The organism is Spiroplasma ixodetis (genome assembly GCF_040369795.1).
Lineage (GTDB): Bacteria > Bacillota_I > Bacilli_A > Mycoplasmatales > VBWQ01 > Spiroplasma_E > Spiroplasma_E ixodetis_B.
Genome location: NZ_AP028955.1, coordinates 245,618 through 258,954, shown reverse-complemented (window position 1 = coordinate 258,954; position 13,337 = coordinate 245,618). Strand labels below are relative to the sequence as shown.

Genomic DNA, 13,337 nt, shown 5'->3' with positions numbered 1-13,337 from the left:
TTTATTTTAAAATTGCTGGTTTAGTTAATAATATATTATTTTTATCATCTGATTTTAAAAATAATTTTTGTACCTCTTTATTAATTTCATCTACTTTTAATGATTCTTTTGAATTCGTATTATGATTTTCCAATTTATCTTCAAGTTTTTGTTTTTTTTCTTTATATCAATCATTATCACCAAAAATTGAATCTACTGATGATAAACAAGATGTAATATTTTTTACTTTTCCAACTAAAGGAACACATAGGCTTGTTATTCCGAATATATTAATATAATTATTAACCTTTTTCTCTAATTTTTTGATATTTTTAAATGGTTCTATTATTTTTTGTATTGTTTTTATATCAATTTCAGATTTCATTTTATTTATAAATGAAATCTTTACTTGTTTTCTTCTTTTTGAATCTTTTGAATTATTTATTAAATCTATTTCTTTTTGCATCTTTAAATTTAATGAAGATAAATTGTATTGAAAATATTCTTTAGTTTCAGTTGATACATATCTTGTTTCATTTTTTATTTTTTTAATTAAATTGTAAATTTTTGCATATTTTTTTTTCAGTTTTTTTTGATTTTGTCTTTCAAACATTTTTCTAAAAAATATAATACGTGAAGTTAAATTTATTGAATTATCATTAAATATATCATACTTGCCATATTTTTTAGTAAATTTTTTTTCTTGTTTTTTTGTTAAAGATGATAAATTAATTTTTTCTTTTATTCTTATGGCTTCATTTTTGTTTTTTGATTTATTTTTATCTGCTTGGCTTAAATCAATTGGTTCTCATGGCATAATTTATTTTTATCTCCTAATTTTTCTTATTATAATTTTACATGATTTCGGCAAAAAGTTCTTTATATAGCTAACTAAAGTAATGTTTACTCATAAATAATGTAAAATAATAATATGTAATTTAAACATTTTTTGAATTTAAAAGTACAATTCAGCAATATTTAAAATAGATTAGGAAGATTAAATTATGCCAAAACCATACAGTGAAGACTTACGAAGAAAAGTAATAGAAGCCTATGAAAGTAAAAACATGAAAATTAAAGAAATTTGTAAAGTGTTCAATATTACTAGAAAGACTTTATTATTATGAAGAAAAAAAAGAAACTGTGCATATAAAACAAATTTTGAATTATCAAAAAGGACATAGCCACAAAATAAAGGATTTAGATTAATTAAAAAATTATTTAGCGCAAAATAAAGATGTTACAGTTCAAAAAGTAATTGAAAAATTTGGTGATATGACTAAAGAAACAGTTTATAACTATTTGAAAAAACTAAATTATACATATAAAAAAACTTTTCTATATGAACAAAGAGATAAAAATAAACAAGAATATTTTTTAAAAGAAATAGCTAAAATAATGAATGAAGATTTAGTATATATTGATGAATCTGGAATTGATGATAATGAATTTTATAAATATGGTTGATCTGAAAAAGGTAAAAGATTATTTGATAATAAACCCGCATATAAAATAAAAAGAATGAGTATAATTGGTTCACTAAATAAAGGTAAATTAAAAGCCCTATGAGCATTTGAAGGACATTGCAACAGTAAAATTTTTGAATCATATGTAAAAAATATACTAATTCCAGTATTAAAGCGTGGACAAATTATAGTTTTAGATAATGCAACGTTTCATAAATCTAAATTAACACAACAATTAATTGAAAATGCTGGATGCAAACTATTATTTCTTCCGCCATATTCTCCTAATTTAAATCCAATTGAACATCTTTGATTTGCTATAAAACATAATATAAGAAAAATATTACCAAATTATTGACCAAATATTAAAAAAGATATTGATTTTATTTTTCAAGATATGAGTAAACATTACTTTAGTTAGCTATAAACATGAATATTATACATTTGTTCTGAGTGGTTTAAAAATTTTAATTTTTCTTAAAAGTTTCTAAAATAAAATCTTTTTGCCTTTGAAAAATTTCAGTTAAAGAATAATCAATAGTAAATGTAATGTTGGAATTTTTATTACAATATTCTTATTTATCTTGATCAACTTTATGTCAGACACTTTCACAAATATGATTTTGTTGAGAATCTCAAACTTGTAAAACCAAGTTTTTTCTAAAAAAATATGCACTACACTTATCATTTAGTTTAGTTTTTCTTAATCAAGTTTGAAAAGCTGATAACAATTCTTGTTCTTTATTTGATAATTGCATGGTTATCACTTTCTTTATTTTTACATTTAGTATTTAAATAAACTATTTCTTCTTTGCTATGAGCATTACACAAATACATATCAAAATTAACTGTTTTATGTTTTGTTTTAACTACAACGTTTGGTTTTTTATAAAAATAATTACATTTCATAAAGAGTCTTCCTTTCAAAAAGTGGTTTTAAAAATAAAAATCGTAACAACATAGGTTACGACTCAAATATTTTTAAATTTTCTTAATTTAAAATAAAGAAAAAAATATCTTTTTAGATAGGCATAATAATTTGGAGATTGTACCTAATGTTATATTAAATTTTTATGTTCTAAATTTATCATATTTAATTAAAATTTCAAGTGTAATCTTTAATTAAATATAATCGTTACCAGTGCCACTCTCCAAAGCCACACACTAGTAACTTAATAATTGTACAATAAATAATTCAATTAATGAATGAGATATAATAATCTTAAATTAGTAAATAGGTTTAAAAGGGGTTAAATTATGTCAAAGGATTTAGTAAACAAACAAGATAATAAATTTATTAAAACGTCTAATATGATTGTTCGTGCAATAACTAGTGAATGTGCTGGAATTATGACACAAAGATTGTTTAATTTTGCTATGTTAAGTTCTTTACAAAAATTAGATTGAAATAAAAAAGAACCACATAAATATATGGAGTATTGACTTAGCAATTTCTGTGGTAATGTTTAGTAATCTGTGTAACTTAGTGATTTTACAACTAAAATTTATTTAAAAAACACAGTTTTTAGGAAAGTCCCTCGGTTATAAACTGATTGTATTGCTTCTGACATTCCTGTTAAATTGTCACTACAAGCCATAAGAATATCATTTAAGCCTCGATTTTTCATTTCTGTGAAATTAGATAATCAAAACTTAGAACCTTCATTTTCGCTAATTAATAAGCCTAAAACATCTTTTTTACCTTCTAAATCAACTCCTAGTGCTATATAAACTGATTTGTTAATAATGCGTTTATCTTGTCGTACTTTAACTACTATACAATCAAAATAAACAATCGGATAAACAATTTCTAATGGCCGATTTTGTCATGCTTTAACATCATCAATAACATCATCAGTAATTTGACTAATAACACTTTCACTAATATCAGTACCATGATATAACTCTTGTAACTGCATTCTAATATCTGATAAAGTCATGCCTTTGGCATATAATGAAAGAACTTGTTGATCAAAACCATCAAATCTTATTTGTCTTTTTGCAACTATTACTGGCTCAAAATTAATATTACGTTCTTGTGGTACATTAATCTCAATTTTACCTTGTTGAGTTATTAATTTTTTTGAACTTATACCATTACGAGCATTATCACTATTATTATGTTTATTTTTTTCATATCCTAAATAATTTTGCATTTCAGAATTCAACATTTTTTCAACTAATCTTTTTGTTAATTCTTTATATAAATCTCCCTCTTTAAAAACTGTTGTTAAATCTTCAGTATTTTCTAGTAATAAATCTACTGCTTTTGATATTGGGTCATTATTATTAATATTTTGTTTTTTAGACATAAGTAACTCACTCTTTCTATTTATTTAATTTTATTTACTAGAATTAATTAAATATAGTTATTTTTGTAAGTTACACAGATTACTAAACATTACCTTTAAATCTGTAACTAGTGACTTTCTATGTTTGTATGAAACATATTTTAAACTATTTCTAATTTGATGAACTATGCATAATTGATGTTCGGTTTTAGGATAAACTGATTGTATTGCTTCTGACATTCCTGTTAAATTGTCACTACAAGCAATAAGAATATCATTTAAGCCTCGATTTTTCATTTATGTGAAATTAGATAATCAAAACTTAGAACCTTCATTTTCGCTAATTCATAAACCTAAAATATCTTTTTTAACTTCTAAATCAACTCCTAGTGCTATATAAACTGATTTGTTAATAATGCGTTTATCTTGTCGTACTTTAACTACTATACAATCAAAATAAACAATCGGATAAACACTTTCTAATGGCCGATTTTGTCATGCTTTAACATCATCAATAAAATCATCAGTAATTTTACTAATAACACTTTCACTAATATCAGCACCATGATATAACTCTTGTAACTGCATTCTAATATCTGATAAAGTCATGCCTTTGGCATATAATGAAAGAACTTGTTGATCAAAACCACCAAATCTTCTTTGTCTTTTTGCAACTATTACTGGCTCAAAATTACTATTACGATCTTGTGGTACATTAATCTCAATTTTGCCTTGTTGGGTTATTAATTTTTTTGAACTTATACCATTACGAGCATTTTCACTAGTATTATGTTGATTTTTTTCATATCCTAAATAATTTTGCATTTCAGAATTCAACATTTTTTCAACTAATCTTTTTGTTAATTTTTTATATAAACCTCCCTCTTTAAAAACTGTTGTTAAATCTTCAGTATTTTCTAATAATAAATCTACTGCTTTTGATATTGGATCATTATTATTAATATTTTGTTTTTTAGACATACGTAACTCACTCTTTCTAGTTATTTAATTTTATTTACTATAATTAATTAAACATAGTTATTTTTGTAAGTTACACAGATTACTAAACATTACCGAAAAAATATACAATAAAATTATTTCAAAAATTAGAATTAAAGTTGAACATGTTTTTGCTTGATTAAAAATATTCAAAATTTTAATAAATAAATGTAGAAAAAGTATATTTAGACTTATGTACTTAAGATTTAACTTACTTTGTGAAATTTTTAATAAAACAAAACCATTAAAATAAAAAAATATTAAAAATATTTTTTTAAAAATTTAAATTTTTATCAAGTTAATATAAAAATAATATTAACAATTTTTGTGTTTGAAATATAAATTTATTTTTAAAGTATTTTTTTAAAAATATTAACTTCTATAATTATTAACACTAAAAAATTTATAAATATTATTATTGACAATTGATTAAATTTATTTACGGAATATGTCTATTGAATATTTTTAATTAAAAAGAGCACTAATAGTAAAATAATTTTTCTTAAGGTTTTTATCCCTTTATGTACTATTTTTAAATTTTATCACATAAATGGAGATAAAAGCCTATCTAGGAAATTATCCCCACATGTATCTAAATCAAACACAAAATTATAGTTTCAAAACTAGGTATCTTATTGAATTTATATGCAGCTTCTTTTGCATATAAATGAATATTGTGTTTTGAAACTTTTATGTGTGTTCGAAAAGTTCGTCGGATGTGTTTTCATGCAGATTCAATCTGCTTTGTGTTTACACCTGTTGATGACACATACCCAACTTCATGATTTACGATTTCATGTTTGTGATAGAAGTTTTTGAAACTTCCATATCCCTTCCAAGAATCCGTAAATAGGCAACACCCAGTAGAAATGCGTTTCAATGCAAATCATAAAAGGTTTTTCTCATCTGCTTTTTTCAATACTTTCACAATTAGTTTGTTGCTGGTTTTCTCATAAACTACAACAATCAATTTTTTAAAAAACAAGGAAAATCCTTGTTTTTTAAAAACTACATGTGAAAGATACATTTCATTCATCTGTGCTGTGCCATCATCAATGAACCCTGCATCTTGATTCCAAATTCTAGTTCTGATTTCATGACCCATTCTTCAAGTTGTTTTATATGTCACACCCAATTCCCTTGCAACATCTGTTGATGGTATACCATGCTTTGTCTTTATTCATCTAAAGATGAGATAAAACCAAGATGTCAAAGGTGTTTGTGAATTGTGAAAAATGGTGTCATGAAGAATACTAAATGTTTGATTACATTTCAAAAATCTTATTCTTCTAAAATCAGAAACATTCAAACTAGAAGAGGCACACCGGATACATTTCATTACTTTCAACTTCGCTATATATTTCAAACAATCGTTTTCATTTTGAAATATGCTATTGAAAAATTATTTCAATTCATTTTTTCCTCGACACTAGTACATGTGGGGATAATTTCCTTTCTTAATTAAGATAAAAATTAAATTAAAAATTCAATGATTAAATTAAATAGTGATTGAATTTTTAATTTATGATTAATTTTTTTTAATATTACATTCAACATGCATTGGTTGTAAATTTTCTAAACTATTATTATTTGGATCACCATCAATGTGATCAATATTTCAAGCAAATGCTGAAGTTGGTTGTTCACCTTGATAAGCGCCTTTTATCATTGGCAAACAACATCACGGACAAGGAGCTTGCACATTCAATGTTCAAAATTCAGATAATCCTTTAAAATATTTCTCCATTTTTTGAATAGAATAGTTTCATATTTTTTCTTTGTCTTTTTTTTCTCACTTTTTACGACGTGTCACAATGAATTAACTCCTTTCGTATTAAATTATACTATAAGTCACAATATTTTTTTATCTTTTTTTAAACTTAATATTACAATTTATGGAATGGCAACTTTTTTTAGGACTGTTTTTTGGCAGACATTTGTGCTTGGTGTTTTATGGGGGTTAAGTAGTTTAGAGTGCTGTGGATTCTTATGTTGCTGTATCAATTGATATAATCAAATAATTCTAATTTTAATTGGATTAATGATGTAAAATTTTTATCATTAATAAATTCTGTTTTGAAAGTTTTGAAAGTTGCTTCAGGAACAGCGTTATCATAAGGACAACCTTTTTTGCTTAAAGAGCGGGTAATATTTAAGGCTAATAAAAGTTTATCAATAGTTTTATTATTAAATTCATTACCGCGATCGCTATGAAATATTTTTAATATTTTTTAAACAATGATTTGAGCACATAAATGCTTGATATACTAATGATGCATCTTTTTTAGTACCTACACTATGTCCAATAATTTCGCGATTTTACAGGTTGATTAATAAGCAAATATAGTTTCATTTACCATTAACTTGAACATAAGTTAAATCACTAACAATAACTTCATTTTTAAGCCTATTATTAAAGTCTCTATTAACAAGATTAGTAATTTGACTATCATTGACTTTATTATGATAATTTAGTGTGTTTTGATATTAAATTATGTTTATTCATAATTTTTTTAATTTTTCGTCTTGATAAATTAATTTTCTTTTCTTTTAGAACAACTTTTAATCTTCTTGTTCCATAAGCTTCTTTATTTTCTTTAAAAGCGCTAATAACAGTTTCATCATACATATTATTTTGAATTTTATCTTCTTTTTTCTTGAAATTAAAATAATATGTTGATTTAGAGATTTTTAAAAAACGACACATTAGACATATTCCGTAAATAAATTTAATCAATTGTCAATAATAATATTTATAAATTTTTTAGTGTTAATAATTATAGAAGTTAATATTTTTAAAAAAATACTTTAAAAATAAATTTATATTTCAAACACAAAAATTGTTAATATTATTTTTATATTAACTTGATAAAAATTTAAATTTTTAAAAAAATATTAAAAATATTTTTTTATTTTAATGGTTTTGTTTTATTAAAAATTTCACAAAGTAAGTTAAATCTTAAGTACATAAGTCTAAATATACTTTTTCTACATTTATTTATTAAAATTTTGAATCTTTTTAATCAAGCAAAAATATCAACAATTTTTTTATTAAAAAAGTCATATATAATTTGAAATTTTATAGAAAACATTCAACTTTTACCAGAAAAATATTCTAACTGTAGTTTTTTTTAGTTGGTCTTTCAATTTCAATTTCAGTTGAATCAATTAAATAAAATTGAAATTCATTTAAATCTTCTTGTTTTTTCTCAATTTTTGATTTATATTTTGTTTTTAAAAACTGATAATCTTTGTCATCACTAAGTTTATTTTCTACTCAAGTAATATTTCGAAAACAACTTGATGCACTCATTTTATATTTAATACTCATTTGGAAAAAAGTATAATATTCTTTTCAGTATACTAAAGTCATCATCAATCTTTCTTCAACTGAAAGTTTATATTTTCTACCTTTAGTTTTTTTTAAATTTTCTATTTCAATTAATTTTGTTAACATTTCATCAAAATGAAAACGTTTTATACCAAAATATCTATAAAATTGTTCATTTTTTAATTTTTTTAAATTTTCAAAATTCATTTTTATCAACACCTTATTAATTTATTAATAAAGAAATTATAAAATAAATTTTAAATTATTAATTGACTTTTAAAAAATTTATTTACGGAATATGTCTATTGTACGAATTTTATATTTAACTTTATTTTTAGTAATAATTTCTATTTTCTGCCTATTATTAGTGCTGCTTGCTTTAAAATATCATTTTCCATTCTTAATTGTTTTAATTCTTTTCTTAATTTAATTAATTCATTTTCTTCAACAGAACGGTTATCTTTGGTTTTGAAACTGCCTGAATTAGTAAATTGCTTAATTCAATTATAAGTAGCTGCTCTTGTAACATTGTACTCTTTAGCAAGACAAGACACTGACTTACCACTTTGATATAAAGCTACTATTTGTTTTTTAAATTCATCTGAATATGAGTTAATATTGGCCATAATTATAATTCCTTTCTTTTAACTAATTTGTTCACTTGTCTACGTAATTAGTGTCCAATAAAGTGTAACCCATCCAATATTTTATTAACGTGCTAATAATCTATTATAAGCAGTTTGCATTTGCGGGTCAAAACTACGAGTATATAAACCGTTAAAATATCCTTCGTGATGCTTACTTGGATCTAATGGATCGGGTAATTGGCCATCTTTTGGAATATATACATGCTTTCAAATTTCTGTTGAAAAATTATTACTAACTTCATCCATAGTTGCTTGTAAAGGTGAGGTATAACCAAATTCACTACTTAAATCAACTTGTGTTTGCTTTTGCATTATATAATTAATAAATTTAAAAGCTAAATCTTTATGAGGAGAATCTTTACTAATTACCATATCATCATTTCAAACATTAGTTCCCATATATGGTCTAACAACAAGGTACTTACCATTATAAAGATCAGGATTATCAGCAATTGCAGATAATAAATCACCGTTATACATCATTGCTACATCCCATTTATTTTTATCGCTAATTTCATCAACAATATCATCATTTAATAATTTTGTATTTTTATTTTTGATAACTGGTTCTAACCAATCAGTTGCATCTTTAATTTCAATTGGACTATGAGCATTAATATTATCAGAAAATTCATTTCCTACTTGATTATATTGATCTGAACCAGTATTTTCTCCTCATTTATTTTTATAGTGTAAATCAGTAAGCGCAGTCATAAATAAGTTATACATATCATCATTTAAAACGATACGTTTACCCAATTTTTCAGCATCTGTTAAAACACTTCATTGAACATTTGAACCATCATCATTAATACCAAGATCACGAAGGATATTTTCATTAGTAGTATTAATTACTAATACAACATCACCTCAAAAATAAGGAATACTATAACTATTTAAACCAAATTTATTTAAAATTACATCACTATTTTCAACTTGATATTTATTCATTAATTCATATAAATCATGATTAATATCTTCTTTTGGATTAAAATCAATTCTACTATCATACTCAATATCACCTGCAGAATTTTTTGTTGCAATTGGAAAAAGTTTATCTTCACTTGCTAATTTAGCAACCATATAATCACTAGGAACCATTACATCATAACTAGTAGTATACAATTTAGCATACAATGATTCATTATCATCAAAAGTTGAGTATTTTATTTTGACTTGATATTTATTTTCAAATTCTTTTAAAATATTGGGATTCATATATTCGCCTCAATTAGCAATTGATAAATCATAAACATTAGTATAAATATAGAAAACACCCAAACTAATAAAACTTGATAATAAGATGATACTAATCATAATTAATTTTCACGGTCATAGTAAAAAACGATACTTCTCTCTTCTTGATTTTGAGCGTTCTTCTTTCAACTCTTTCTTTTTTTTAATCTTATTCTTTATATGTTCAATTCAAATTGATTCTATCTCAAGTTTTGCTTCAAGTTTAGAAATTTGATTAATAAGTTTCGGGTGATTTTTAATATAATCTTGAATTTTAATAATATCTTGCTCAGTTACAATTTCAAAATTACCATCACTATATAATGATTTACGCTTTCTACCTTTACTCTTAACCTTTTTATAGTTAAAACTATTTAATTGTAAATAATATTTAGTTAACAACTTCTCAGTTTTAATAATTTTTTTATCATGATAAATACCTTTATCAATTTTTTCATTACGTTGTTTAATTTGTTTTTTGCAAAGAACATAAGTATTTCAAGAAATAATAAGTACTGCAATTAATAAAATAATAATTGTTGAAAAAGCATTAATATAAGGCTTAATTCGTTTTAAAGAATAAATAAAAGTTGAAACGTTAGAAGTATTACCACCAGTAAAATAAGAAATTAAAAAATCATCAAAACTCATAGCAAACGCAATAGCTGCACCGGCAATTATTGCTGGTTTAATTGTTGGTAATACAATTTTACGTAGCGTATATCAAGGGGTCGCTCCTAAATCTTGACTTGCTTCTAATTGTGACATATTTATTGATTTAATTTTTGGTAAAACAGTAATAATAACATAAGGAATATTAAAAGAAATATGAGCAAAAATTAATGTTCCAAGACCAAAACTAAAACCAAATGCCATAAATAATAACATTAAAGAAACAGCAGTAACAATATCAGCATTAACTAAAGGAATATTAGTAATCCCTAAAGTAATGTTACGTGTTATTTTTTTTGTTTTACTTAAACCCAAAGCAGCAAACGTACCAATAACAACACCAACAAAAGTAGAAATAAAAGCAACAATTAATGTTACACTAACCGATTCTCAAAGTTCACTTTGTTGAAATAAATCGTAATAAGGCCACAATGATCAAGAATTTCAACTGCGAACTGAATCACCACCATTAAAAGAGAATATCATTAAAACTAAAATTGGAGTATAAAATAATAAAAAGATAATAGCTAAATAACTATTTTTAAAAAAAGATCTCATTAATTAATACCTCCTATTTTTTTACCAGTAGCTCAACTACCAATCGCTTTTAAAGAAAAAATAATAATTAAAACAATAATACCTAAAATAACAGAAATAGCAGCACCATAAGCAAAATTAGCACCACGATAAAAATATGACTCAATAATATTTGCAATTAAAATAGTTTTTCCTTCACCAATATATTTAACTACTACTAGTGAAGTCATAGCACTTAACATCATCAAAGTAAAACCAGAAACAATACCAGGCACTGAAAAAAGAAAGGTAACTTTTCAAAATGTTTTCATCTTAGAAGCTCCTAAATCTTGACTTACTTCTAATAAATTGCGATCTGTTTTTTCTAAAGAATTATAAATCGGTAAAATAACGAAAGGCATAAACATATAAACAATTGCTAAAATAATACCAATTGGAGTTCCTAATAAAACATTAGGACCTAAAATACTAAAAATAATTTGTAATCCAATTGTACGTAATAAAATGTTAATTCAAATTGGTAAAGTAACTAAAACTCAAATATTTTTTGAAGCAATTTTTGTGGACATAAAAGCCATAATATAAGCAATGGGATAACCGAAAATAACAGCAATTAAAGTGGCAACAAATGAATAACCAATTGAACGTAATAAAACCATAACATAGCTATTTTCTTTAAAAAAATCATTAAAATTACTAAATGTAAAACGAAATATTCAAGCATTATTAGTTGCTTTAATAATTGAATATAAAATTACAATTAATAATGGCAATACAATTAAAATTAGCATCACCAATAAATATGGATAAGCAAGCGTAACTCATGATTTAAAACCAAAATTTACTGATTTATCTTTGATTTTATTTTTAATAAAAGTTATTTTTTGGTTTGTTTTTTTTCAACATAACAATGCTTTTTTATTTTTTGCTCGTTTCATTTTCGATTTATTTTTTGCTACCTCTTGTAAAGAAACATTATTTTTTTTAAGTTTAAACCATTTTTTAAATCTATACTTTTTTTTATTTTGATTATCAATAATTTTTTCTGGATTTGAATTATTAACTAACATATCTTGTGATTTTAAAATTTGTGTTTTAATATTACGTTTAAACAAATTTTTCATTTTACTCTTCAATTTCTTTTCACATAACATGAATATCTTCAACATTTCATTTTAAACCAACACGGTTACCTACTTCAAAATTATCAGTAGTATGAACTATCCATTTGTGTTTATTAGCAATAATTTCAATTTCTCATAATAATCCTTTAAAAGCAATAGTTTTAATAGTTCCATCAAAAAAACCACTACCTGCATTAACTAAATCAATATCTTCTGGTCGAATAACAATATCAATATTACGTTCTTGTTCACCAAAACCAGTATCAGAACATGCAAATTTTTTACCGTCAAAACGAACACAATAATCATTAACAAATACACCATTTTCAATAACATTCGAGCTACCAACAAACTGTGATGTTCATTTATTTTCGGGCTCATTGTAAATATCTTGTGGCGTCCCAATTTGTTGAATTTGACCTTGATTTAAAACAACTACCCGATCTGACATAATAAATGCTTCTTCTTGATCATGAGTAATAAAGATAAAAGTAATACTAATTTCTTCTTGAATTTTTTTTAATTCTACTTGCATTTGTTGACGTAATTTCAAATCCAAAGCAGCAAAAGGTTCATCTAATAATAAAATTTTAGGATTAAGAACTAATGCTCTAGCTACTGCTACTCTTTGTTTTTGACCACCAGATAAATCATTAACATCTTTATCTTCCATACCATTTAATTTAACCAAATCTAAAGCTTTTTTAACTTCTTTTTTGATTTTTTCACGATCAATTTTTCTTAACTTTAAACCATAAGCAATATTATCAAAAACATTTAAATGTGGAAATAAAGCATAATTTTGAAAAATAGTATTTATTTCTCTTTTATGAATTGGAATTTTAGTTAAATCCTTACCTTTAAACAATAATTGACCATTGTTTTGTTGTTCAAAACCAGCAATAATCCTTAATAATGTTGTTTTACCACAACCACTAGGACCAAGAATGGTAAGAAATTCACCTTCATGAATATTTAAACTAATTCCTTTTAAAACAACTTTACCATCATATTCTTTGGTAATATTACGTAATTCTAAAATATTTACACTCATA

The 13,337-nt window shown here is 23.8% G+C and carries 19 protein-coding genes; 3 read left to right on the top strand and 16 right to left on the bottom strand.

Annotation, left to right across the window (positions count from 1 at the left end; translation table 4 throughout):
* Position 1: 1 nt before the first annotated feature.
* Positions 2 to 796 carry a hypothetical protein gene (locus ABWV63_RS01805; protein WP_353306581.1) on the bottom strand — a complete coding sequence of 265 codons (795 nt, stop codon included), beginning with the start codon at positions 794 to 796 and terminating at the stop codon, positions 2 to 4.
* A gap of 187 nt (positions 797 to 983) precedes the next feature.
* Here ABWV63_RS01805 and ABWV63_RS01800 point away from each other — a divergent pair, with 187 nt between their 5' ends.
* Together ABWV63_RS01800 and ABWV63_RS01795 are read left to right on the top strand one after the other, a co-directional pair.
* Entirely contained in the window at positions 984 to 1,163 is a 180-nt protein-coding gene (locus ABWV63_RS01800; RefSeq protein WP_353306580.1) for a helix-turn-helix domain-containing protein, read from the top strand.
* 91 nt (positions 1,164 to 1,254) lie between these two features.
* Positions 1,255 to 1,866 (top strand): IS630 family transposase, encoded by a 612-nt coding sequence (locus ABWV63_RS01795; RefSeq protein ID WP_353306579.1) that lies wholly within the window; start codon positions 1,255 to 1,257, stop codon positions 1,864 to 1,866.
* A gap of 154 nt (positions 1,867 to 2,020) precedes the next feature.
* Here the strand turns inward: ABWV63_RS01795 and ABWV63_RS01790 are convergent, their stop codons facing one another.
* Complete coding sequence (locus ABWV63_RS01790; RefSeq protein ID WP_353306578.1) at positions 2,021 to 2,203, bottom strand: hypothetical protein; 183 nt, start codon at positions 2,201 to 2,203, stop codon at positions 2,021 to 2,023.
* A complete protein-coding gene (locus ABWV63_RS01785) occupies positions 2,187 to 2,354 on the bottom strand; it encodes a hypothetical protein (protein ID WP_353306577.1) in 168 nt (55 codons plus the stop codon). The genes ABWV63_RS01790 and ABWV63_RS01785 overlap by 17 nt, the downstream gene beginning before the upstream one ends.
* Before the next feature lie 348 nt (positions 2,355 to 2,702).
* Here ABWV63_RS01785 and ABWV63_RS01780 point away from each other — a divergent pair, with 348 nt between their 5' ends.
* Positions 2,703 to 2,915: a hypothetical protein gene (locus ABWV63_RS01780; RefSeq protein ID WP_353306576.1), complete on the top strand. Its 213-nt coding sequence runs from the start codon at positions 2,703 to 2,705 to the stop codon at positions 2,913 to 2,915.
* Positions 2,916 to 2,950: 35 nt separating this feature from the next.
* On the opposite strand, the gene ABWV63_RS01775 is transcribed toward ABWV63_RS01780, so the two are convergent.
* The 13 genes from ABWV63_RS01775 to potA all read right to left on the bottom strand — a co-directional run bounded on the left by ABWV63_RS01775 (position 2,951) and on the right by potA (position 13,336).
* Positions 2,951 to 3,757, bottom strand: coding sequence for an IS256 family transposase (locus tag ABWV63_RS01775; RefSeq protein WP_353306575.1), 807 nt, complete (start codon positions 3,755 to 3,757; stop codon positions 2,951 to 2,953).
* A gap of 57 nt (positions 3,758 to 3,814) precedes the next feature.
* Complete coding sequence (locus ABWV63_RS01770) at positions 3,815 to 4,033, bottom strand: transposase (RefSeq protein ID WP_353306574.1); 219 nt, start codon at positions 4,031 to 4,033, stop codon at positions 3,815 to 3,817.
* Complete coding sequence (locus ABWV63_RS01765; RefSeq protein WP_353306573.1) at positions 4,034 to 4,717, bottom strand: transposase; 684 nt, start codon at positions 4,715 to 4,717, stop codon at positions 4,034 to 4,036.
* 610 nt (positions 4,718 to 5,327) lie between these two features.
* A complete protein-coding gene (locus tag ABWV63_RS01760) occupies positions 5,328 to 6,011 on the bottom strand; it encodes an IS1595 family transposase (protein ID WP_353306572.1) in 684 nt (227 codons plus the stop codon).
* A gap of 252 nt (positions 6,012 to 6,263) precedes the next feature.
* Positions 6,264 to 6,548: an HNH endonuclease signature motif containing protein gene (locus tag ABWV63_RS01755; protein ID WP_353306571.1), complete on the bottom strand. Its 285-nt coding sequence runs from the start codon at positions 6,546 to 6,548 to the stop codon at positions 6,264 to 6,266.
* A 100-nt stretch (positions 6,549 to 6,648) separates the two neighbouring features.
* Positions 6,649 to 6,873 (bottom strand): IS3 family transposase, encoded by a 225-nt coding sequence (locus ABWV63_RS01750; RefSeq protein ID WP_353307145.1) that lies wholly within the window; start codon positions 6,871 to 6,873, stop codon positions 6,649 to 6,651.
* 323 nt (positions 6,874 to 7,196) lie between these two features.
* The gene (locus tag ABWV63_RS01745; protein WP_353306570.1) at positions 7,197 to 7,442 is read right to left on the bottom strand and encodes an IS3 family transposase; all 246 of its coding nucleotides are present in this window, start codon (positions 7,440 to 7,442) and stop codon (positions 7,197 to 7,199) included.
* 202 nt (positions 7,443 to 7,644) lie between these two features.
* On the bottom strand, positions 7,645 to 7,827 hold the full coding sequence (locus ABWV63_RS01740) for a hypothetical protein (protein WP_353306569.1): 183 nt from the start codon (positions 7,825 to 7,827) through the stop codon (positions 7,645 to 7,647).
* A gap of 23 nt (positions 7,828 to 7,850) precedes the next feature.
* Positions 7,851 to 8,273 carry a transposase family protein gene (locus ABWV63_RS01735; protein ID WP_353306310.1) on the bottom strand — a complete coding sequence of 141 codons (423 nt, stop codon included), beginning with the start codon at positions 8,271 to 8,273 and terminating at the stop codon, positions 7,851 to 7,853.
* A gap of 140 nt (positions 8,274 to 8,413) precedes the next feature.
* Positions 8,414 to 8,692: a transposase gene (locus ABWV63_RS01730; protein WP_353306568.1), complete on the bottom strand. Its 279-nt coding sequence runs from the start codon at positions 8,690 to 8,692 to the stop codon at positions 8,414 to 8,416.
* An 84-nt stretch (positions 8,693 to 8,776) separates the two neighbouring features.
* On the bottom strand, positions 8,777 to 11,179 hold the full coding sequence (locus ABWV63_RS01725; protein WP_353306567.1) for an extracellular solute-binding protein: 2,403 nt from the start codon (positions 11,177 to 11,179) through the stop codon (positions 8,777 to 8,779).
* Positions 11,179 to 12,312: a spermidine/putrescine ABC transporter permease gene (gene potB, locus ABWV63_RS01720; protein WP_353306566.1), complete on the bottom strand. Its 1,134-nt coding sequence runs from the start codon at positions 12,310 to 12,312 to the stop codon at positions 11,179 to 11,181. Before potB ends, ABWV63_RS01725 begins: the two co-directional genes overlap by 1 nt.
* Positions 12,284 to 13,336: a spermidine/putrescine ABC transporter ATP-binding protein gene (gene potA, locus ABWV63_RS01715; protein WP_353306565.1), complete on the bottom strand. Its 1,053-nt coding sequence runs from the start codon at positions 13,334 to 13,336 to the stop codon at positions 12,284 to 12,286. Before potA ends, potB begins: the two co-directional genes overlap by 29 nt.
* Between the last annotated feature and the right edge of the window lies 1 nt (position 13,337).